Genomic DNA, 20446 nt, shown 5'->3' with positions numbered 1-20446 from the left:
CGGGGGCCGTCCACTTTTCATTCAGGCGGGAACGCCTATATAGGGCCTGCCGGTTTCGGCCGGCTATGACGATAAACTGCGGCGTGCAATAGGCGCAGCGGACGCGGGGGCAGTACCCGCCGGCTCCACCACCCTTCCCGCGCAATCGGGGCGGATGACGGGGCCGAACTAGGATCGACGTGTGTTGAAAAGCGCTGTTTTCGTCCGGGCTGAGTAACCCGTTAAAGGCTCAAAACCTACAAGTGCCAACGACAACGACGCACTTGCTCTCGCTGCGTAATTTTACGGCCTAACGGCCCGAATTTACAAAGCCTTGAGCACGGTTGAACCCACCGGGTAACAGAAGGGAATTCGGGGGCCCGGGGGTGCCTAGCAACAGAAACCCCCACCGCTTCCGTTGCCAGACAGGTGTCCCGCTGTGGTCAGGCGCGGCGTTTCTCCCCCGCATCGAAAAGCGCGGGTGCCTAGCAACAGAAACCCCCACCGCTTCCCTTGCAGGACATCCCCGTGTCCCGCCCTCGATCCGGGATGACAAAGCGCGATCGGGATATGCAGAGCGGCAAAATCGCCGGTCAGGTCTTTTCCTCTTCAACCAGAACGAACGTGCCTTCGCGCGCCTTGGCGGCCTTTTCGTGCTTCAGGCAATCGAGCATCTTCGCGCCGGCCATGAACACAGATCCGGTGCAGGCCAGCAGCAGTAGCCAGCCGCCGAAACCGGGGAACCGCGTCATGTAATGCTGCCCGCGCTCGATCGCACCGGTCGCCAGCGCATAGATGATCATGAACGCTTCCCAGCGCGTCTTGACCACGAACAGCCGGCCGACCTTGCGCAGCATTATCGTCCTTGCCTTCCTGCCCCTTCAGGGGCGCTGCAAATCGTTAACAGTCAGTATCGCAACGATCGTGCCAGATACGTAATACTGCCCACTTCGGAGGTTAATGCAGCGGGGAGTGTAAGGCAGCCCGACACCGTGCGGCAACCACGGTCAATCAACGTAGCTGCGGTCAGTCGAGTTCCGCAAGGTCGAGCGTTTCCAGCAGGTTCCGTCGCGCCTTTCGCACGGCCTGTGCCAGCGCGGGACGGTCAAGGTCCGCCGGGTCGATCTGTTCGGGCCATTGCGCCGCGATCACCGCCGAAATCGATTCGGCCCTTGCGTCGTCCAGCATGAAGCGCGGATCGACCGTTGCCGGGTCGGCCACCACGCGCAGGCGCAGGCAGGCGGGGCCACCGCCGTTCGCCATGGACTGGCGCACATCGACGGGGATCACGCGGCGGATCGGGCCGTTGGCGCGCAGCATCTCTTCCAGCCAGCTACGCACTTCGGCGCTGTCCCACGCCTCTGTCGGGATGACCAGCGCCATCGTGCCGTCGGGCAGGGTGAGGAGCTGGGCGTTGAACAGATAGCTGCGGATCGCTTCGCCAAGGCTTACGCGCGATGCGGGCACGATCACGATTTCCGCCTCGGGCAGCTTTTCGCGGATCGCTGCATATGTGGCGTCGGGATCGGCGAAGGCGAGTTCGTGCGTGAACAGCACGCGTTCGTTGGCGACGGCGACCACGTCGTTATGGAACGCGCCCGCCGCGATCGCCTGCGGGTTCTGCTCAACGAACAACACCCGTTCGGGATTGAGCCGGTGCAGGCGCGCGACGGCGCGGCTGGCCTGTTCGTTCTGGCGCGCGGGGAACGCGCCGCCGGGGCGGCCATAGACGAAGATTTCCAGCGCCGGATCGCCATGCGAAAGGCCCATGCGCATGTGGTTCGCCGCGCCTTCGTCCCCGAAGCAGGGCGGCACCGCGTCATGCACCGCGAAATGCGCGGAATCGGCAAAGGCGAGGCGCAACTGGCGCACCGTATCGGGCCATTCGATCGAACGGTGCGGCATGGTGACAAGGTTGGCGGGGGTGAAATGGCAGCGCCCGTCCGCCGTATCGGGCGCGGGGCTGACGGTTGCCGCGTTGGCCGTCCACATCGAGGACGCCGACCATGCCGCCGCGCGCAGCGCCGGTTCCGCATCGCTGCCGGTCAGGCCAAGCGAGGCGACGAACCCGTCGTGCGGGCGGGGCAGGGGCAGCAGGAAACCCTGCGCCAGGCCCAGCGCCATGTTGGCGCGCATCTTTTCGATCCCCTGAAGCGCGGCGGCGCGCGGGAAGGAAACGTTGCCCGCGTTGGCCGTGGCCGCAAGGTTGCCAAGGCTGAGCCCCGCATAGTTGTGGCTGGGGCCGACGATGCCGTCGAAATTGATTTCCTGAAGCAAGGTCAGCCTACCTTTGTTCGGCCCATACTTGTCGAAGGGCGGTTGTGTGCCAATTCCGGGCGTGGAGTGAAAGCCCGTCCTTCGAAAGCGCAGCCGTCACGCAGCAATACCGGCCAGGGACTAACAGTGCGGGGCGGGTCGGCCAGCCCCCTATCGCTCAACGTGCCACACTTCGTCCCCCACGCCCACGCCCAGCGTGTCCGCGGCGGCGGCATCGATGGCAAGGCCGCCGTCCTGTTCGATCGCCACGCCGAAACAGCAGCGGAAATCTGTGAGCCGTCCGGCCGCGATCAGCGCCTTGTTCCCACGCTCCGCCTGGGTCGAGACAACCTTTGCCGCACGCGAAAGCGCGATGGATCGCACCCGGTCGGTCCGCGCGGTCATCGTCGGGCCGCCATCGAATATGTCGACATAGCCTTCGTAATGGAAATTCTCGCCCTCCAGCATCCGCATCGCCGCGCGGCCAGACGGGTGCGGCAGGCCGATTGCACTGCGCGCGGTTTCGGGCAGCATGGCGATATAGACCGGGTGCTTGGGCATCAGGTCGGCAATGAACTGGTTGCCGTTGATCGCGTTGAAATAGTCCGCTTCCTGGAAGCTCATGCCAAAGAAGCGCCCGGCCACCCCGTCCCAGAACGGGGAGCCGCCGCGTTCGTCGATAATGCCGCGCAGTTCGGCCAGGATGCGGTCCGAAAAGCGCGCGCGGTGCATGGCGATGAAAAGATAGCGGCTGCGCGCCAGCAACAGGCCCAGCCCGCCCGCGCGTTCGGACGGGTGCAGGAACAGGCCGCCCACTTCGCTCGATCCTTCAAGGTCGGTGGTCAGTTGCAGCATCTCGGCACGGAAGGTGCGGTCAAGTTCCTTGGAATGCTGCGTTAGCGTGGTCAGCCGATAGGAATAGAACGGCCACTTGCTGCCAACGCCGGTAAACAGCTGGCACGTGCCGCGCACTTCGCCGGTCGCCACGTTTTCCAGCACCAGAACGAACAGTTCGCCCAGCTTGTATTCGCCCGCCCGCCCGAAGGCTTCGGCCGAACGGTCGAGCTTTGCGCCCAGGTTGCGCCGGTCGGGCGGAAGGTTGGTGAAACCGCCGCCGGTCAGCTTCGCCATCTCGTAAAGCGGTTGCAGGTCTTGTGTGCGCGCGGCGCGGATACGGAACGTCATGGGCTTACTCTCCACCCGAAAGCCGGTGCAGCACAAGCGCGGAAAGCGCCGCACGTTCCGCAAGAGAGGGCACGATCAGGAATTCGTCCGCCGAATGGATCGCGCCGCCGCGCACGCCCATCGTATCGACCACCGGAACGCCCAGCGCCGCGATGTTGTTGCCGTCGCACACGCCGCCGGTCGATTGCCAGCGGATGTCCTGCCCCAGCGCGGCGCCGCAGTCGCGCACCAGACCGAACAGCCTTTGCGCGCCTTCGCCCAGCGGCTTGGGCGGGCGGGTGATGCCGCCGTGCAAGTGGACGGAAACCTCGTGCGCCTGCTCGATCTCGTGCGAGATCCCTTCGATCGCGCGCGAAAAGCGCTCCGCGTCGCCTTCTTCGCGCGGACGGATGTTGAAGCGCAGGATCGCGTGGTCGGGCACCACGTTGTTGGCGCTGCCGCCTTCGATCTTCGCCGGATTGATCGAAAGCGTGCCCGTTTCCATGTGCTTCAGCCGCAAGGCAAGGTCGGCCGCGGCGACAACCGCGTTGCGGCCGTCGCGCGGGTTCCGGCCCGCGTGGGCGGAGCGCCCGGTGACGACGGCGGAAAAGTTGCCGCTTCCCCCGCGCGCGCCGGCCAGCGTGCCGTCGGGCAGGGCGGACGGTTCATAGGTGAGCGCGGCGGCCTTGCCCTTCGCCAGTTCGGCGATCAGCGCGGCGGACGAAAGGCTGCCCGTCTCCTCGTCCGAATTGATCATCACGTCATAGCCCACTTGTCCGGCCCGCGGGCTTGCATGCTCGAACGCGCAGAGCGCGGCCAGGATCACCGCGATGCCGCCCTTCATGTCGGCAACGCCGGGGCCGTTCAGCGTATCGTCGTCAATCCAGTGCTGGGTCTGGAACGGATGGTCCACGGGAAACACGGTGTCCATGTGCCCGGTCAGCAGGAAGCGGCGCGGCGCATCGGGCCGCACACTCAGCACCAGGTGCTGCCCGTGCTGCCTGTGCGTTACGGACCCGTCCGCGCCCACCACTTCCACCGGGGCGGGATCGCGCAGGCGCACATCGCCGGGCAGCGCGGAAAAGCCGTCTGCCAGCGCGGCGGCCTGCTGTTCCAGGCCGCGCAGGTTGGCGGTGCCGGTGTTGATTGCGCTCCACGCCTGCACTTCGGCCAGCATGGCGACGGCATCGGGCCGTTCGGCAAGCGCGCGTTCGTCTGGAGAAAGCTGTTTCATTTGCAACCTTGTTAACCGCGCCGGATGCAATTGGCCAGCCGGGTCATTGCCAAGCGGCGCGCGATGGGCGATAGGGCGTGCCGATTCCTCCCCGGGACTTGCAGTTTTTCACGGCCGCGCACAGGCTTGGCCCGGTGTGCGGTGCAACACGGCGAGGAATGATGAGCGATAGAGTGAACCGCGGGGGTCTCCAGGCCGACAAGGCGCTGGCGGACTTCATCGAAACCAGTGTGCTGGCCCCCATCGGGCAGGACGCGGCCACCTTCTGGAACGGTTTCGCAGCCCTGTGCGCACGTTTCGCGCCGGTCAACCGCGCGCTGCTTGCCAAACGTGACGACCTTCAGGCGAAGATCGACGCGTGGCACGTCGCGCGGGCGGGCAAGCCGGTGGACATTGCCGGGTATCGCGATTTCCTGACCGGTCTTGGCTATCTGGTGCCCGAACCCGCGCCCTTCACGATCGGCACGCGCAATGTCGATGCGGAAATCGCGACGATGGCCGGGCCGCAGCTTGTGGTGCCGGTGCTGAATGACCGCTTCGTGCTGAATGCCGCCAATGCCCGCTGGGGCAGCCTTTACGATGCGTTCTACGGCACAGACGCGCTCGATGCGGCGCCGGCGAAGCCCGGCGGGTATGACAAGGCGCGCGGCGCGGCGGTGATCGCGGCGGCGAAGGCGTTCCTCGATGATGCGCTTCCGCTGGCATCGGGAAGCTGGGCAGACCTGGCGGACCCGGAGGCGAACGGCATCGCCTTGCGCGATCCCGCGCAATACGTGGGGGAACGCGACGGCGGCGCGCGCCGGCTGTTCCGCCACAACGGGCTGCACATAGAGATCGTGTTCGACCGGGATCACCCCGTGGGCAAGGACGATCCTGCCGGCATCGCGGACATCGAACTGGAAGCGGCGCTGACCACCATCGTGGACATGGAGGATTCGGTCGCGGCGGTGGACGCGGAAGACAAGCTGGCCGCCTATACCAACTGGCTCGGCCTTATGCGCGGCGACCTGGAAGCGCGCTTCGACAAGGGCGGGAAGACGATGACCCGCGCGCTTGAGCCGGATCGCGAATACACCACGCCCGATGGCGGCACGCTGGTCCTGCCGGGGCGCAGCCTGCTGTTCGTGCGCAACGTGGGCCACCTGATGACCAATCCCGCGATCCTGCTGCCAGACGGCGGCGAGATTCCCGAAGGGATCATGGATGCGGTGCTGACAAGCGCGATCGCGGTTCACGCCCTGAAGGGGCTGGGGCGTTATTCGAACAGCCGCGAAGGGTCGATCTATATCGTGAAGCCCAAGATGCACGGGCCGGAGGAAGCCGCCTTCGCAAACGACCTGTTCGATGCGGTGGAAGACCTGCTGGGCCTTGCCCGCCACACCATCAAGGTGGGCGTGATGGATGAGGAACGCCGCACCAGCGCCAACCTTGCCGCCTGCATCGCGGCGGTGAAGGACCGCATCGTGTTCATCAACACGGGCTTCCTCGATCGCACCGGCGATGAAATCCACACATCGATGCGCGCCGGGCCGATGATCCGCAAGGGCGCGATGAAGAACTCCGATTGGATCGCTGCTTACGAAAAGCGCAACGTCGCCATCGGGCTGGCGCACGGTCTTTCCGGCAAGGCGCAGATCGGCAAGGGCATGTGGGCCGCGCCCGACATGATGCACGACATGATGGAACAGAAGATCGGCCACCCGAAAACCGGCGCGAACACCGCATGGGTGCCGTCCCCCACCGCCGCGACGCTCCACGCGATCCACTATCACAAGGTCGATGTGTTCGACGTGCAGAAGGCGGTGGCGAAGGAACCGGTGCCGGGGCTGGATAAGTTGCTGACGATCCCGCTGGCGCAAGGCGTCAACTGGTCGGAAGACGAGGTTCGCGAAGAGCTGGACAACAACGCGCAGGGGCTGCTCGGCTATGTCGTTCGCTGGATCGACCAGGGCGTGGGCTGTTCGAAGGTGCCCGACATCAACGACGTGGGCCTGATGGAAGACCGCGCGACTCTGCGCATTTCCAGTCAGCACATGGCGAACTGGCTGCTGCATGGCGTGGCGAGCGAGGCGCAAGTGATGGATTCGCTGAAGCGCATGGCCGCCAAGGTCGATGCGCAGAACGCGGGTGATCCGCTTTACGAGCCGATGGCCGGAAACTGGGACACCAGCTATGCCTTCCGCGCGGCCTGCGACCTTGTGTTCAAGGGCGTGGAGCAGCCCAGCGGCTATACCGAACCGCTGCTCCATGCATGGCGGCAGCGGAAAAAGGCGGGCGCCTGAGTTCCCGTATTCGGGGGTCGTCCCTCTCCGTCCCGGCGCCCCGGATCACGTCCGGGGTGACGACCGGATGGGATGTTCACGGTTAATCGAAGCGGAAGCCCGCAATCGCGGTGCGCATCACGTCCTGTCCATAGACCCGGCGCCCCGCGTTTTCGGACGTTCCGGCGGCAACCATCATCGGGATCAGGTGTTCTTCGCGCGGATGGCTGAACCGTCCGGCAGGCGCCTGTGCCCAGTGATCCAGCGCAGCGGCGCGCGCCGGGCCGGGCTGCGTGGCCGCATCGGCCAGCCAGCGATCGAAATCGTGGGACGGCTCCGTTGCGCGCGGGTCGCCATAGGCGCGCATGTTGTGGAAGCTCATGCCCGAACCGAGGATCAACACCCCATCTTCGCGCAGGGGCGCCAGCGCCTTGCCGGCGGCGACGTGCAGCGCCGGATCGAGCGACCGGTCGAGCGACATTTCCACCACCGGGATCGTCGCTTCGGGGAAGGCCACCAGCAGCGGCACGAACACGCCGTGATCCAGCCCGCGTTCCGCATCGACATCCGCCGCCAGACCCGCATCGCGCAACAGCGATGCCGCCCGGCCGGCCAGCGCGGGGGAGCCGGGCACGTCATAGCGCAGTTCGTATGTGTGCGGCGGGAACCCGTAATAATCGAACACCAGCGGCGGCCGCTCAGCCGCCGTGAAACGAAACCCGTCCGTTTCCCAATGCGCCGATACGACAAGGATCGCGCGGGGCGCTTCGGGAAGCGTATCGGACAGGCCGCGAAGGAACGCTTCCATCCCGGTCCACATACCCTGTGGGTCGTCCATGAAGAAGCACGGGCCGCCGCCGTGCGGGATATAGAAACCGGGCTGCGTGGTCATGGTCTAGTCTGTCCTGGAATGGATTCGGGCCTTGAATGGGTTCAGGTCTCCGCTTCAAGATAGGCGCGATTGCAAACGGGAAACCTGCAAAAATGGCTGGCAATTTATTTGAAATTTCCGAAAAGAAGCGCAAGCGTCAGCCGCCGACGATCACCGCCCGGCGATACAATGTCCAATTGCCAATCCGCCTTTCGATGTGATAATTTTTCCAGAGTCGGTGAAAGGCGGGGTGCCGGTTAAGCCATTTCAGCCCGTCGAAATTCCGGGACTTCAGGCCGGGAAAACTGCTCCAGTCCCCGTTTACAATCACTAGGTCCGGATTTTTCCTGAGGTCTGTCAGCGCATTGTAAAGCGCCAGATCCTTCACTTTCGGGTCTATTGAAGGATCCTGGCCGGTTTCCAGCGCCGCAACGCTGGGAATCGCACCAGTGAATGCCTGCGATCCCAGATAAGGTGTTCGGGTATAGATCGCGGTGGGAAAGGCCGGATAGGGATAATCGGAAATCACCAGAAAACTGTCGGCGCGGTCGATCTCGCGCAAGAGAACGGGAATATCCCGTTCACGCCGCTCGATGTCGTTTTGCCACGGCAATGCGATCAGGATGCCAAGATAGACGGCAACAAGTGCAATGGTGGCGCCAGCCATCGCCCTGATCATGCCGGTGCGCCGAACTGCCGTCACCACAAGGCTGGCCAGCGCAAACCCCCAGGCGGCAAGAAAGTGATACGGAAAGAGCTTGGCCTGCAGCGCCGCCGCGCCTGCAAAGCCCAACGCCGCCAAGCCCAGGCTTACCGCCTTGGCGTCGCTCGCGATGACCGCGAGCGCTAATGCCAGCATCACGAACCATGTCGCCATGCCCAGCCGCTGGAAACCGACGTCTGCCGGCTGGACACCGGAATAGCTTGCAACAGCGCTTGGCAGCATCACTTCGAGATAGGGCCTGAAGCACATTATCAGCAGCACCGCATAGGCAAAACCGGTCAACGCCAAGGCCCATTCGGCAGCGTTAATCCTTCTGCGCTGTGCGAGCAGCAACACGGGCACAAGCAGGAAATGCGGTTTGATGCAGGCTGCGATGCCGGCCATGATTCCACTTACAACGTTCCAGCCGCGCCTTTCGGCCGGTCCGATGACATAGGGTGCGGTGAGGAACATCGCGATCTCTTCCCTCTGGCCGAATTCCCGTGGGTATCCCATCACCAGGAAAGCACCGAACGCGATCAGCAGTGGCAGGCGCAGGTCTTCCGGCGCCGTTCTCTCCAGCACGGTCAGTGAGAACAGTGCAATCCCAGCGATCCAGACCTTGATGGCCAGATCGTAAGTGAACCACTGAGCCAGCCATGCCGCAGGCCAGTATAAGATGAAGCTGAGCGGCGGGTTGATCTCCCGGATGTCGATGCCGAAAATCGCGCCGTGCATCACCTTGTCCGCAACCCATGTCAGGTAGGCGACATCGTGATTGACGTGGCGCGACCATTGCAGCGCCAAGGCTGCGATCACTGCCAGAACTGAGACAAGCGCATGGAAAAAGGTGGAGCGGTGACGCATAGGTTCGAGGTTGCTCGTCATATTACGCGAAGCGCCCTGAAGGCAGGCTCGCTACCATAGTGCTTGCGAATCAACCTGATTTCCGTGACTGCGCGAGGCTGGCAAGATAAAAAGGGTGAATGCACCGGAAACTCAGCGCTCTCGCACGGCCCGGCGATACAGGTGCCACGTTGCGTGGCCAAGAACCGGCAGTGCGACCAGCAGGCCCAGGAACGCGGGGATCATCGCGGCGAACAGCACCGTGCCGATTATCGCCGCCCACACCAGCATGACCACCGGGTTCGACCGCACCGTGGCAAGGCTTACGATGATCGCGGTCAGGAAATCGACTTCGCGGTCGACCAGCATCGGCAGGCTCATCACCGTAACCGAATAGAACACCAGCGCCATCATCGCGCCTACCGCGCCGCCTACCGCCAGCATCATCATCCCCGCACCCGTGGAGAGGAACGCGATCGATTCCGATCCCATGCCGGATTCGGACAGGAAGATCGCAAAGATACCGTGGGCAAGGATGATCCAGAAGGTAAAGCCCACGAACACGAAGCCGCCCATCATCAGCAACTGGTCGTCTCCGCGCCCGCGCAGCGCGCCCAGTACGCCGCGCCAGCTACGCGGCAAGCCCGCTTCGCGCCGGCGGCTGACTTCGTAAAGGCCGACAGCGACGAACGGTGCCAGCAAGGGGAATCCTGCGGCGGCCGGTATCAGCCAGGCAACCTGCCCGCGCACGACGAGCGCAAAGTAGAGGAACAGGCCCGAAACCACATAGATCGAGGCGAAGAACAGCCCGTAGGCGGGGCAGGCAAGAAAATCGCCCCAGCCAGCCGCCAGTGCCGCACGAAGATCGGCCATGCGCAAATCTCGCGCCACGGTTGCCGATGCCACCGATACCTGTTCGGCCATGCCCGCCAGACCTTTCCCCCGCCAGATGTCGACGGCAAGGTGCTACAACTGCGGGAGGCTGGCAAGCCTGCGTCAGCGCGTAAGCGCGCGCGCGATGGCCACGAATTCGCCCACGTCCAGCGTCTCTGCCCGGCGCTGCGGGTCGATGGCCAGCGCTTCCAGCGCATCCAGCGCGCCGGGCAGGCCCTTCAGGCTCTGGCGCAGCATCTTGCGGCGCTGTCCGAAGGCGGCTTCTGTGACCCGTTCCAGCATCCGCGCGGAAACGCCCTCGGGCATGGCGGCCGGGGTCACGTGGACAATCGCGCTCATCACCTTGGGCGGCGGGGTGAAGGCGCTGCGATGCACTTTCATCGCCAGCCTTGCCGTGCTGCGCCACTGGGCAAGGACGGCAAGGCGGCCATAGGCGCCGGTGCCGGGCGCGGCGACGATACGCTGCGCCACCTCTTGCTGGAACATCAGGGTAAGGCTGGACCATTGCGGCGGCCATTCCTCTCCCGAAAGCCAGCCGGTGAACAGCGCGGTGCCCACGTTGTAGGGCAGGTTGGCGACGACGTGGAACGGGCCGGCGAAACCCGGGTCCACCTTCATCGCGTCGCCTTCGATCACGCGCAGCCTGCCGGGAAAGGTTTCACCCAGTTCGGCAAGCGCGGGCAGGCAGCGACGGTCCATCTCTATCGCCGTTACGTTCGCCCCCGCGCGCAGCAGGGCGCGGGTCAGGCCGCCGGGGCCGGGGCCGACTTCCAGCACGTCCTGCCCTTCCAGCTTGCCGGGAACCGCGGCAATCCGGTCCAGCAGGTGTTCGTCGAACAGGAAGTTCTGGCCCAGTGCCTTCGATGCGGAAAGGCCGTGCCGGGCAACGACTTCGCGCAGCGGGGGAAGATCAGGCATCGGCCCGCCGCGCGGCGCATTCGCCCGCCATGCGCAGCGCGGCAATGGTGGCCCCCTCGCGCGCTTCCCCGGTTCCCGCAATGGCAAAGGCGGTGCCGTGATCGGGAGAGGTGCGCACGATCGGCAGGCCCAGCGTCACGTTGACGCCGCGATCGAAATCGAGCGCCTTCAGCGGCACCAGCGCCTGATCGTGATACATGCAGATCGCCACGTCATACCGGGCGCGCGCTTCGGCGTGGAACATCGTATCGGCGGGAAGGGGGCCAACCGCGTCGATCCCCGCCGTGCGAAGTGCCTCCACCGCGGGGGCGACGATTTCCATGTCCTCGCGCCCCATTCGTCCGTCCTCGCCCGCATGGGGGTTCAGTCCGGCCACCGCAAGTCGAGGGCGGGTGATGCCGAAATCGCGCGCCAGGGCATTGGCCGCGATGGTCGCGCGCGTCCGGATCAGCTCGACCGTCAGCAGGCCGGGCACGTCGCGCAGTGCAACGTGGACCGTAACCGGCACCACGCGCAGGCTTGGACCCGCCAGCATCATCACCGCGTTGCGCGGCAGGATGCCGCAGGCTTCCGCCAGGTATTCGGTCTGGCCGGGCTGGCTGAAGCCGACGCGGGCAAGGCGCGCCTTGGCGATGGGCGCCGTCATCACGGCGCAGGCCGCGCCGTTGCGCGCAAGGCCAGTCGCCATTTCCAGCGAGCGCATGGCCATCTGCGCGCCCGCGTCCGACGGGTCGCCCGGCGTATAGTCCAGCGTGCCGATATCGAGCACGGGCAGCGCGCTGTCGAAACAGGCGGCGGCGTCGGCGGGGACGTCAATCGTGCGCACCGGCACGTCCAGCCCGCGCTGCCGCGCGGCGGCTTCCAGCAAGGCACGGCTGCCCACGACGAAGAATGGAGCCAGGTGTTCCGCACGCCTTGCCGCCCACGCCGCGCACAGCAGTTCGGGGCCGATACCGGCCGGATCGCCCAGCGAGGCAACAATGGGTGCGGCGCAAGTCATGGTCCGGCCCCGAAGTTATAGGCCCGCACCGGGCCGCGGCAAATGACGGCCCGTAAACGCGTCAGTCGTATTCGATCACGGCATCGCGGCGAAGGTCGCGCAGATAGGTCTGCGCGCGCTTGTTGATGCGGTCGTCTTCCATCTTGCTCATCATCTGGTCGAAACTGGGACCGTCGTCGACCTTGGGATCGTCACGGCCGCACAGCATCAGCACGCGCACACCTTCCTTCAGCGAACCGAACGGAGGGGTCGCCTGTCCGACATTGAGGCTGAGCACGGCTTCCTGCAGCGGGCCGGGCAGGTCGCGCGCCTTCACCTGATCGTTTTCCACCACGGTCGCGCCGATGGACTGCGCGGCGGCATCGGCTTCGCCGCAACCCTTGATGGATTGCACGGTCTTGGTGAAAAGCTGCACCTTCTTCGCCGCGTCCTGCTGGTCCGTATCCGCGGGGAAATCGAGAGAGATCTGCTTCAGGCTCAGCACCGCGTCGCGCGGGTCGGCGGTCAGCACCTGACGCTTGTCGATCATGTAAAGGATATCGTATCCGCCGCGTACCGGCACCGGGCCGACCAGCTGGCCGGCCTGCATGCCCTTGGCGATATTGGCGAGTTCGGGCGGAAGCTGCGCAAGGCGGATCCAGCCCAGGTCGCCGCCAACCGCCGCGGTGGACGCCTGCGAATACTGGCGGGCATAGGCAACGAAGCTGCCGCCCTTCTTGATCTGGTCGACGATCTGCTGCGCGTTGGCCTGGACCTGCTGCTGGTTCACGTCGTTGGCGGACAGGAAGATTTCGCCGATGCGATATTCCTCGGTGCCCTTCGCGGCCTTCAGCCGGTCCATCACCTCGCGCACTTCTTCTTCGGACACGTTGATGAAGGGCGCCACGTTGCGCCGCAGCAGGCGCTGCCACGACATTTCGCCCTTGATCTGCCGCTTCAGCGACGCGGGCGACGATCCGATGGTGGCAAGGTAATCGGCCAGTTCCTTGGGCGTCTTGCCGAAGTTCTGCTGCGCCACGCGGTTATAGGTATCGTCGACTTCCGCGTTGCTGACTTCGACGTCGGACGCCTTGGCTTCCTGGATTTCCAGCGTCTCGTCGATCAGGTTGCGCAGCACCTGCAGGCGCAGGCGCTGCAGTTCGTCGGGCGAGATCTTGCCCTTGTTGGCCGCGACGATCAGCGCCAGCCGCTGGTCGACGTCGGTCCCGGTAATCACTTCGCCGTTGACCTTGGCCGTGGCCTTGCGGTGGTTGGGGTCGTTATGTCCCAGAATCTGCGGATTGGCGGGCAGGTTCAGGCCGGCGGTCGACGATTCATCCGGTGCCGCCGGTTCCTCGCCTGCAATCTGCGCGATGGCCGAAACCGGCAGGGCGAACACCGCCGCCGCCGCGATCGCGCCACGAAGTGTCGGGGAATTGAAGCGTTTGGCAAGCATCATGGCAGTAGGAAAGTCCTGTCACATCTGGCGCATGGCAAGCGCCCGGAATCCGGCAGCGCCATCGCAGGGGACGGCTTAACCCAAGCTGAGTGGCGCGGTCGATAGCGGGTTTGGGGCGCTGTGGAAAGATGCTCGTCCAATGCGCGCGTGCCGCCTAGCGCACGCCAAGATTGCGCAGCGCCAGCGTCACCTGGAACACGTTGCCGCGCGATGCGTCGCCCGTCGTCACATAGTCGCGGCGCCAGGTGAAGCCGATGTCCAGGCAATCGTCGGTATAGGCGATGCCAAGGCGGTGGCGCAGCATCTGGAATCCGTCGCCGTTGAGCGTGGGATTGGTCGGGTCGTTCGTAAGGTTGATGACCGCGGAGCCGAACACCGACCAGTATTTGGCGAACTGCACGCGCCCGGCGGCGCGCAGTTCCTGCCGGTCCTGCAAGTCCTCGAACGCGGGGTCGATATTGCGGTTGAGGTCGAGATAGCCGATTTCCGCATAAGTGCGGTGGTTGCCGATGGTCGCGTCCACCTCGTTCCGGCGCAGCGCAAGGTTGCCCTTGTCCAGCCGGTAGCGCCACGTGAACTTGACGATATCCCTGAAGCGCAGTTCCGTCCGCCCCACGATATCGGACTGGCGCGTGGAAAGGCCGGTGCCGTCGGGAATAAGCGCGTTCTGGCTGGACAGGCGATAGCTTTGCCCGATGGTCGACATCACGCGCCATCCCGGCCGGTCAAGCTGCCAGTCGAACCCGTAGGTGAAACGCACCCCGTCCTCTATCCGGTCGTATCCGGGAAAGCGGTTGAGCGAGAAGAGGTTGGTGTCCTCAAGATCAACCGCGCGCGAATCCTCGTTGGGAATGGTCAGGTTGCGGACGTGCGGGCTGGCCACGATCTGCACGTGCGGTGTCAGCACTTGCGTGCCGCCCAGCAGCTTGCCCACCAGCGGCCATTGCACGTCCAGCGCGGCCAGCGCGAAACCGCGCCCCTGCCAGCCCGTTTCGCCGCGATAGAGCGCATTGGTGGTCAGCGCGTTCTGGTCGGAATGATAGGCGTCGCCCCGCACCAGCGCGGTCAGCGTCACAAGCTGGCCGCCGGATGTTATGGTGCGCAAGTCCCACTGCGCCTTGGCGAAAGCGCGCTGCGTGTCCTGCCCGCCGGTGCGCGTGATCGCCAGCGTGTTAAGCTGCAGCTCAAGCTTTCCGCCCACGCCGGGAATGTTGGTGAAGCGCCGACGCCAGTCCATCACCGGCAGCGCGATCGGCACAAGCCCCTGCGCATCGCCCACGCGCAGCGTCTGCGTGGCCCAGCCGGCCAGACTGAAATAGCTGTCCTTGCCGATCCGTTCCAGGTTGAAGGTGGAACGCAGCCGGTCGTCGCGATTGATGTCATACCGGCGCAGGAATGTGCGGTCGGTGCTGATCCGGCCAGAGAAGGTGAGGCTCCAGTGCCGGTCGAACTGAAAGCGGCCGTTCGTTTCCAGATAGCCGCGCAGGTCCAGCTGCGAATTGGCGAGCGTGCCGGACGTGCTGAGCGGTATGCGTCGGCTTTGCGTAAGATAGCCGCCGATCTGGAAGGCGCCGTTCCCCGTCAGCTGGCGGTATTGCCCGGAAACCATCGGCAGCGCATCGGAAAACACGTAACCCGTCAGCGACAGGTCGCGGTTGTCGGCAAAGCGGAAATAATAGGTATCGCTCAGTTCGATGCCGTTCGACGCGGAAAGGCGGAAGTCGGGCAGCAGCAACCCGCTTTCGCCGCGATTGTCTGTCGTCAGGCTGATGCCCGGCAGCGGCAGGACCGGCACGCCGAAAAGGTGGAACACCCCACCCTTGAAATGAACCCGTTTGTCCCTGGGATCGATCATGACCCTTGCCGCCGTGATGCGCCAGCTGGGCCGGTGCGGGCAGCCGTTGTTTTCCTGCACAGAACAGGCGGTGTAGGCCGCGTTGTTGAGAACGATCATCCCGTCGTCCTCGCGCTCGCCACCGCTTGCCGCCAGCCTGCCGCCTTCGCGCAGGACCAGCAGCATGTTTTCGATCATCCCGGCCTTCAGCTCGTCGGTCAGTTCGACCCGGTCGGAATAGGCGACATTCCCGTTCTCATCGACCAGGCGGATGTGCCCGGTGGCGACGATCTTGCCCGTCTTGCGGTCGTAAACCGCGGAATCGGCGCGCACCGACTGGTCGCCACGGTGGAGCACCACCGCGCCGGTGGCGGTAATCGTGTCATTCTTGCTGTCGTATTCGACCTGGTCCGCCTCGAACTGGACCTGCTGCTTTTCCCCGGCGGCCTGTCCATCCGGCCCGGGCGCGGCATCACTTGGCGCGTTCTGGGCCGGCGCATTCCCTGCGTCCTGTGCGTGCACGGCGGCCTGCGGCAGGGCGACAAGCGCAAGCAAAGTCGTCCCCGCGAGCAGCCGGCGGGAACGCAAGCATCGACAAAAGGCTTGCGGCATCAGCCGCCTTGCGGGTTGCATGCGCTTGCCTATCGCACCGGCGCGCCTTAACTGCAAACCCACAATTTTCGCACCGGCGTATCGACCGCCAGAGCGTTGCACCTTTCCGACAGGAGCTTTTCATGAACGTGATTTTCCGCGCTGCCGACGCGTCCCGCCCCCGCCTTGTCGCCCGCGTCGTCGCGCAGGGCGCGCTGCCCGAAGCCACGCCAGCTGCTGTGGCAGAAGCCGCGAAAGCCGCGCGTTTCAGCGGCAAGACCGGCCAGGTGTTCGAAACCTTTTCGGGTGAGGGAGACGCCTTTGTGCGCACCGCCTATGCCGGGTTCGGTGAAGGCAAGAGCGATGGCCGCGGCGCGGCGCTGGAAAAGGCCGGCGCGGCGCTTACCGCGAAATACCTGACGTCCGGCGAAACGGCGATGGCCATCGATTTCACCGGATCGGGCCTTTCCGCGCAAGACGTTGCCGCCGTGCTGCTGGGCGCCACGCTGCGCGGCTGGAGGCACGACGTCTATCGCACGAAGCTGAAGGACGAGCAGAAGCCCTCCCTTGCCGAAATCGTCGCGGTCGGCGTGCCCGAAGGCACCGAAGCGGCGTGGACCGATGCCTCGGCCGTGGCGGCGGGCGTGGCGCTGACGCGTGAACTCGTTACCGAACCGGCCAACGTGATCTATCCCGAAAGCTTCGTCGCGCGTTGCAAGGAGCGAATGGAAGGCACGGGGATCGAGTTCGTGGTGCTGGACAGGGCGGCGATGGCCGACCTTGGCATGGGCGCGCTGCTGGGCGTTTCGCAGGGTTCGGTGCGCGAACCGCGCCTGCTTGCCATGCGCTGGAACGGGGCGAACGTATCGAAGCCCACCGCCTTTGTCGGCAAGGGGGTGACGTTCGACACCGGCGGCATCAGCCTGAAGCCGCCGGCGGGCATGGAAGACATGAAGTGGGACATGGGCGGCGCGGGCGCCGTTGCGGGCGCGATGCTTGCTCTTGCAAAGCGCAAGGCCAGGGCAGACGTGATCGGCGTTTGCGGCCTGGTAGAGAACATGCCGGACGGCAATGCCCAGCGTCCCGGTGACGTTGTTACCTCCATGTCCGGACAGACGATCGAGGTGATCAACACCGACGCCGAAGGCCGGCTGGTGCTGTGCGATGCGCTCTGCTGGGTGCAGAAGGAATACAAGCCCGCGCAGATCGTGGACCTTGCCACGCTGACCGGCGCGATGATTGTCGCGCTGGGGCATGAGCACGCAGGGCTGATGTCGAACAACGACGATCTGGCCGAAAAGCTGCTATCCGCCGGCAAGGCGAGCGGGGACAAGCTGTGGCGCTTCCCGCTTTCGCCGGCTTACGACAAGCTGCTCGACAGCCCGATTGCCGACATGAAGAACGTTGGCCCGCGCTTTGCAGGGTCAATCACGGCGGGCCAGTTCCTGCAGCGCTTTATCGAGAACGACACCCCGTGGGCGCACCTCGATATCGCGGGCATGGCGTGGAGCGACAAGCCCGGCGCCACCTGGGACAAGGGCGCGACCGGCTTTGGCGTGCGCGTGCTCGACCAGTTCGTGCGCGACAACCTGGAAGGCTGATCCGGGGGCGATGCGCGTCGATTTCTACCAGCTGACCCGTGACCCGGCAGAGGCCGTGCTGCCGCTGATCGCGCGCAACACGCTGTCCGCCGGGGCGCGGCTGCTGGTGGTATCGGACGACGAGGCGCAACTGGCCCGCATAAGCGAGGCGCTGTGGACGCGTCTGCCGGACAGCTTCCTTGCCAACGGCCGCGCGGGAGAACCGCACGCGGATCGCCAGCCGGTGCTGCTCTCGCAGGGCGTGGAACCGGAAAACGGCGCGAAATATGTCGCCTATGCCGACGGGCTGTGGCGCGAAGAGGCGGACGGAACCGAGCGCGTGTTCCTGCTGTTCGGGGAAGACCGGGTGCAGGCCGCGCGCGAAACCTGGCGGATGGTAAAGGCGCGCGACGACGCCGAACCGCACTTCTGGCGGCAGGACGGGGGCAAGTGGGTGAAGGCGGGGTAGGGCTCTGCGCTGCGCACCCCCACCTTGCCGCGCCGCGAAAAGCCCGCTAGGGGCGCGCGCAAAATAGTTACATACCCTCGCAAGGAACATACGTCATGGCGGTTACCCGCACCTTTTCGATCATCAAGCCCGATGCCACCCGCCGCAACCTGACCGGCGCGGTTACCAAGATGCTGGAAGACGCCGGCCTGCGCGTCGTCGCTTCCAAGCGCATCCACATGACCCGCGACCAGGCGGAAGGCTTCTACGCGGTCCACAAGGAACGCCCCTTCTTCGGCGAACTGGTGGAATTCATGATTTCCGGTCCGGTCGTCGTGCAGGTTCTCGAAGGTGAGGACGCCGTGAAGGCAAACCGCGACGTGATGGGCGCTACCAACCCGGCCGATGCCGCCGAAGGCACTATCCGCAAGACTTATGCCGAATCGATCGAGGCCAACTCGGTCCACGGTTCGGACAGCGACGAGAACGCGAAGATCGAGATCGACTTCTTCTTCAAGCCCGAAGAAATCGTCGGCTGATCCGCGCCACATCGCCGGAACACGAAAAGGGCCGTCCCGTGAGGGGCGGCCTTTTTGTTTCGCGCGAACAAGCGCTTGCCCGATTCGACCAAACAGGTCCGAAATGGTATGTTTTCTGCCGGTCAGGGGGCTGCCTTCGGCAATATCCGGCACGGCCGCCCCGCCGCACGGGGAGATTGCAGATGAGCCGCGTTCTCGGAATGTTGACGGCTGTGCTGTGCTATTTCGCCTTCTTTGCCGCCTTCGCCTATTTCGTGGGGTTCCTTGCCGGGATTCCCGAACTGCCCACCAATATTGACAAGGGACTGGTCGCCCCGGCGCCGGTCGCCGCGGTTATCGACGTTGCGCTTATTGCCTTTTTCGGCATCCAGCATTCGGTGATGGCGCGCAGCGGCTTCAAGGCCGCGTGGACGCGGATCGTCCCCGTGCAGCTTGAACGCAGCGTCTATTGCCTGGGTGCGGCGGTGGCGCTGGCCATCCTGTTCGCCTTCTGGCACCCGATCGACCGGATGGTGTGGAACGTAACCAGCCCGGCCGGGCAAATCGTGCTGTGGGCGCTGTTCCTGGGTGGAATCGGCGTCGTTTTCATCAGCACGTGGCTGATCAACCATTTCGAGCTGTTCGGGCTGGCGCAGGCATGGTCGCACGTGCGCAATGCCCCGATGCCCGATCCGCGCTTCGTGACGCCACTGTTTTACCGCGCGGTGCGCCACCCGATCTATACGGGCTTTTTCATCGCGCTGTGGGCGACGCCGCACATGACCGCGGGCCATGTCCTCTTCGCCGCCGGGATGACGGTCTATCTGCTGATCGGCATCCGATATGAAGAACGCGATCTGGTGAAGCGTTTCGGTTCGACATACGTCGAATATCGCGCAAGCGTGGGCATGATCATCCCGGGCGTGGGGCGCAGAACGCCTTAGAACTCGTCCGCTGCGTCGAGCAGGCGCGTCAGCTTCTTCGGCGCGACGGCGCGCCATGATCGGGTGAGCCAGCCTTCTATCTCGGCCCAGTCGACGCCGCCGAGGTCAAGCCGCATGGCGATCCAGCCGTCGCCGAAATAGGCGGGGCGGGAAAAGCGGTCCGCATCGCGCTCAATCAGCATGGCCTGTTCGTCCGCGCCGCTGATCTTGCACAGCAGCGCCACGCGCCCGTCGCCATGGTGGTTGGACGAGAAATAGGCGAACTTCTTGCCGCCCGCGATGCCGAAGCAGGCCATGCCGTGGCTTACCGTCTCTTCCGCCTCGGGCTGGGCCATGGCCAGCGGGCGCAGCTGGCCCAGCAGCCATTCCGGATCGGTTTCGCGCGCGACATAGGCGGCCAGCGTGCGCGAATAGAGCTGGTGTTCGGCGATCAGCACGCGCGCGGCCAGCGTCTCCTCGGTGTCGCCGGGCACGATGGCGACCGGCGTCTGGCCCAGCAGCGGCCCGTCGTCCAGTTCGGCGGTGACAAGGTGGACGCTGCACCCGCCGTGGCTGTCCCCTGCCTCTATCGCGCGCTGGTGCGTGTGCAGCCCCTTGTACCTGGGCAGCAGAGAGGGGTGGATGTTCAGCATCCGGCCTTCCCAGCGCGAAACGAAGCCCGGCGTCAGAATGCGCATGTACCCGGCCAGCGCCACGTATTGGGCGCCCGCTTCGCGAATCGCAGCGTCCATCGCCATGTCGTGCGCTTTGCGGTCCATCCCCTTGTGCGGCAGCGCAAAGGTCGCCACGCCTTCGGCTTCGGCCAGCTTCAACCCGCCCGCCTGCGGGTCGTTCGACGCGACCAGCACGATTTCATAGGGGCAATCGGCCGCGCGGCTGGCATAAAGGAGGGCAGCCATGTTCGTACCCGAACCGGAAATCAGCACCGCCACCGGTGCGCGCGCGCTCACCCCCAGTCCCCTTGCGG

General features: G+C 65.2%; 17 protein-coding genes and 1 other RNA gene. 6 read left to right on the top strand and 12 right to left on the bottom strand.

What is annotated here, in order from left to right; all coding sequences use genetic code 11:
- The first annotated feature begins 10 nt into the window (after positions 1-10).
- Positions 11-390, top strand: a transfer-messenger RNA (tmRNA) gene (gene ssrA / locus RXV95_RS13900).
- 182 nt (positions 391-572) lie between these two features.
- Here the strand turns inward: ssrA and RXV95_RS13895 are convergent.
- The 4 genes from RXV95_RS13895 to RXV95_RS13880 form a co-directional block, all read right to left on the bottom strand.
- On the bottom strand, positions 573-836 hold the full coding sequence (locus tag RXV95_RS13895; RefSeq protein ID WP_338466626.1) for a hypothetical protein: 264 nt from the start codon (positions 834-836) through the stop codon (positions 573-575).
- A 169-nt stretch (positions 837-1005) separates the two neighbouring features.
- A complete protein-coding gene (locus RXV95_RS13890) occupies positions 1006-2256 on the bottom strand; it encodes an N-succinylarginine dihydrolase (protein ID WP_338466625.1) in 1251 nt (416 codons plus the stop codon).
- A gap of 150 nt (positions 2257-2406) precedes the next feature.
- Positions 2407-3420 carry an arginine N-succinyltransferase gene (locus RXV95_RS13885; RefSeq protein WP_338466624.1) on the bottom strand — a complete coding sequence of 338 codons (1014 nt, stop codon included), beginning with the start codon at positions 3418-3420 and terminating at the stop codon, positions 2407-2409.
- 4 nt (positions 3421-3424) lie between these two features.
- Entirely contained in the window at positions 3425-4633 is a 1209-nt protein-coding gene (locus RXV95_RS13880; RefSeq protein WP_338466622.1) for a hydrolase, read from the bottom strand.
- A gap of 161 nt (positions 4634-4794) precedes the next feature.
- On the opposite strand from RXV95_RS13880, the gene RXV95_RS13875 reads away from it, so the two are divergent.
- Entirely contained in the window at positions 4795-6915 is a 2121-nt protein-coding gene (locus RXV95_RS13875) for a malate synthase G (protein ID WP_338466621.1), read from the top strand.
- Between the two features lie 82 nt (positions 6916-6997).
- Here RXV95_RS13875 and RXV95_RS13870 read toward each other — a convergent pair whose 3' ends face one another.
- From RXV95_RS13870 to lptD, 7 genes are all read right to left on the bottom strand, one after another.
- The gene (locus tag RXV95_RS13870) at positions 6998-7786 is read right to left on the bottom strand and encodes a class III extradiol ring-cleavage dioxygenase (RefSeq protein ID WP_338466620.1); all 789 of its coding nucleotides are present in this window, start codon (positions 7784-7786) and stop codon (positions 6998-7000) included.
- Between the two features lie 136 nt (positions 7787-7922).
- Entirely contained in the window at positions 7923-9356 is a 1434-nt protein-coding gene (locus tag RXV95_RS13865; RefSeq protein ID WP_338466619.1) for a glycosyltransferase family 87 protein, read from the bottom strand.
- A 111-nt stretch (positions 9357-9467) separates the two neighbouring features.
- The gene (locus RXV95_RS13860) at positions 9468-10238 is read right to left on the bottom strand and encodes a DUF2189 domain-containing protein (protein WP_338466618.1); all 771 of its coding nucleotides are present in this window, start codon (positions 10236-10238) and stop codon (positions 9468-9470) included.
- A gap of 72 nt (positions 10239-10310) precedes the next feature.
- Positions 10311-11126, bottom strand: coding sequence for a 16S rRNA (adenine(1518)-N(6)/adenine(1519)-N(6))-dimethyltransferase RsmA (gene rsmA / locus RXV95_RS13855; protein WP_338466617.1), 816 nt, complete (start codon positions 11124-11126; stop codon positions 10311-10313).
- Complete coding sequence (gene pdxA, locus RXV95_RS13850; protein ID WP_338466616.1) at positions 11119-12126, bottom strand: 4-hydroxythreonine-4-phosphate dehydrogenase PdxA; 1008 nt, start codon at positions 12124-12126, stop codon at positions 11119-11121. Before pdxA ends, rsmA begins: the two co-directional genes overlap by 8 nt.
- Before the next feature lie 61 nt (positions 12127-12187).
- On the bottom strand, positions 12188-13561 hold the full coding sequence (locus tag RXV95_RS13845; RefSeq protein ID WP_338468574.1) for a peptidylprolyl isomerase: 1374 nt from the start codon (positions 13559-13561) through the stop codon (positions 12188-12190).
- Positions 13562-13718: 157 nt separating this feature from the next.
- Positions 13719-15953 (bottom strand): LPS assembly protein LptD, encoded by a 2235-nt coding sequence (lptD, locus tag RXV95_RS13840; RefSeq protein WP_338466615.1) that lies wholly within the window; start codon positions 15951-15953, stop codon positions 13719-13721.
- Positions 15954-16132: 179 nt separating this feature from the next.
- On the opposite strand from lptD, the gene RXV95_RS13835 reads away from it, so the two are divergent.
- The 4 genes from RXV95_RS13835 (at position 16133) to mddA (ending at position 19479) form a co-directional block, all read left to right on the top strand.
- Complete coding sequence (locus RXV95_RS13835) at positions 16133-17590, top strand: leucyl aminopeptidase (RefSeq protein ID WP_338466614.1); 1458 nt, start codon at positions 16133-16135, stop codon at positions 17588-17590.
- Positions 17591-17600: 10 nt separating this feature from the next.
- Positions 17601-18038 (top strand): DNA polymerase III subunit chi, encoded by a 438-nt coding sequence (locus RXV95_RS13830; RefSeq protein ID WP_338466613.1) that lies wholly within the window; start codon positions 17601-17603, stop codon positions 18036-18038.
- 95 nt (positions 18039-18133) lie between these two features.
- A complete protein-coding gene (gene ndk, locus RXV95_RS13825; protein WP_338466612.1) occupies positions 18134-18556 on the top strand; it encodes a nucleoside-diphosphate kinase in 423 nt (140 codons plus the stop codon).
- A 182-nt stretch (positions 18557-18738) separates the two neighbouring features.
- Positions 18739-19479, top strand: a complete 741-nt coding sequence (gene mddA, locus RXV95_RS13820) for a methanethiol S-methyltransferase (protein ID WP_338466611.1) — start codon at positions 18739-18741, stop codon at positions 19477-19479.
- Here mddA and purN read toward each other — a convergent pair.
- Positions 19476-20429: a phosphoribosylglycinamide formyltransferase gene (gene purN, locus RXV95_RS13815; RefSeq protein ID WP_338466610.1), complete on the bottom strand. Its 954-nt coding sequence runs from the start codon at positions 20427-20429 to the stop codon at positions 19476-19478. The two genes, mddA and purN, sit on opposite strands and share 4 nt — an antisense overlap.
- Positions 20430-20446: the final 17 nt, after the last annotated feature.

Origin of the sequence: Novosphingobium sp. ZN18A2 (assembly GCF_036784765.1) — a bacterium.
Taxonomy (GTDB): Bacteria; Pseudomonadota; Alphaproteobacteria; order Sphingomonadales; family Sphingomonadaceae; genus Novosphingobium.
This window is presented reverse-complemented; position numbering and strand designations above follow the sequence as displayed.

Bases quoted from the DNA above. Each gene is read 5' to 3' on its own strand.
- pdxA (WP_338466616.1), bottom strand. From the start codon at position 12,126: ATGACTTGCGCCGCACCCATTGTTGCCTCGCTGGGCGATCCGGCCGGT.
- ndk (WP_338466612.1), top strand. From the start codon at position 18,134: ATGGCGGTTACCCGCACCTTTTCGATCATCAAGCCCGATGCCACCCGC.
- RXV95_RS13865 (WP_338466619.1), bottom strand. From the start codon at position 9,356: ATGACGAGCAACCTCGAACCTATGCGTCACCGCTCCACCTTTTTCCAT.
- mddA (WP_338466611.1), top strand. From the start codon at position 18,739: ATGAGCCGCGTTCTCGGAATGTTGACGGCTGTGCTGTGCTATTTCGCC.
- RXV95_RS13895 (WP_338466626.1), bottom strand. From the start codon at position 836: ATGCTGCGCAAGGTCGGCCGGCTGTTCGTGGTCAAGACGCGCTGGGAA.
- RXV95_RS13845 (WP_338468574.1), bottom strand. From the start codon at position 13,561: ATGCTTGCCAAACGCTTCAATTCCCCGACACTTCGTGGCGCGATCGCG.
- RXV95_RS13880 (WP_338466622.1), bottom strand. From the start codon at position 4,633: ATGAAACAGCTTTCTCCAGACGAACGCGCGCTTGCCGAACGGCCCGAT.
- rsmA (WP_338466617.1), bottom strand. From the start codon at position 11,126: ATGCCTGATCTTCCCCCGCTGCGCGAAGTCGTTGCCCGGCACGGCCTT.
- RXV95_RS13835 (WP_338466614.1), top strand. From the start codon at position 16,133: ATGAACGTGATTTTCCGCGCTGCCGACGCGTCCCGCCCCCGCCTTGTC.
- RXV95_RS13885 (WP_338466624.1), bottom strand. From the start codon at position 3,420: ATGACGTTCCGTATCCGCGCCGCGCGCACACAAGACCTGCAACCGCTT.
- RXV95_RS13875 (WP_338466621.1), top strand. From the start codon at position 4,795: ATGAGCGATAGAGTGAACCGCGGGGGTCTCCAGGCCGACAAGGCGCTG.
- RXV95_RS13870 (WP_338466620.1), bottom strand. From the start codon at position 7,786: ATGACCACGCAGCCCGGTTTCTATATCCCGCACGGCGGCGGCCCGTGC.
- RXV95_RS13830 (WP_338466613.1), top strand. From the start codon at position 17,601: ATGCGCGTCGATTTCTACCAGCTGACCCGTGACCCGGCAGAGGCCGTG.
- RXV95_RS13860 (WP_338466618.1), bottom strand. From the start codon at position 10,238: ATGGCCGAACAGGTATCGGTGGCATCGGCAACCGTGGCGCGAGATTTG.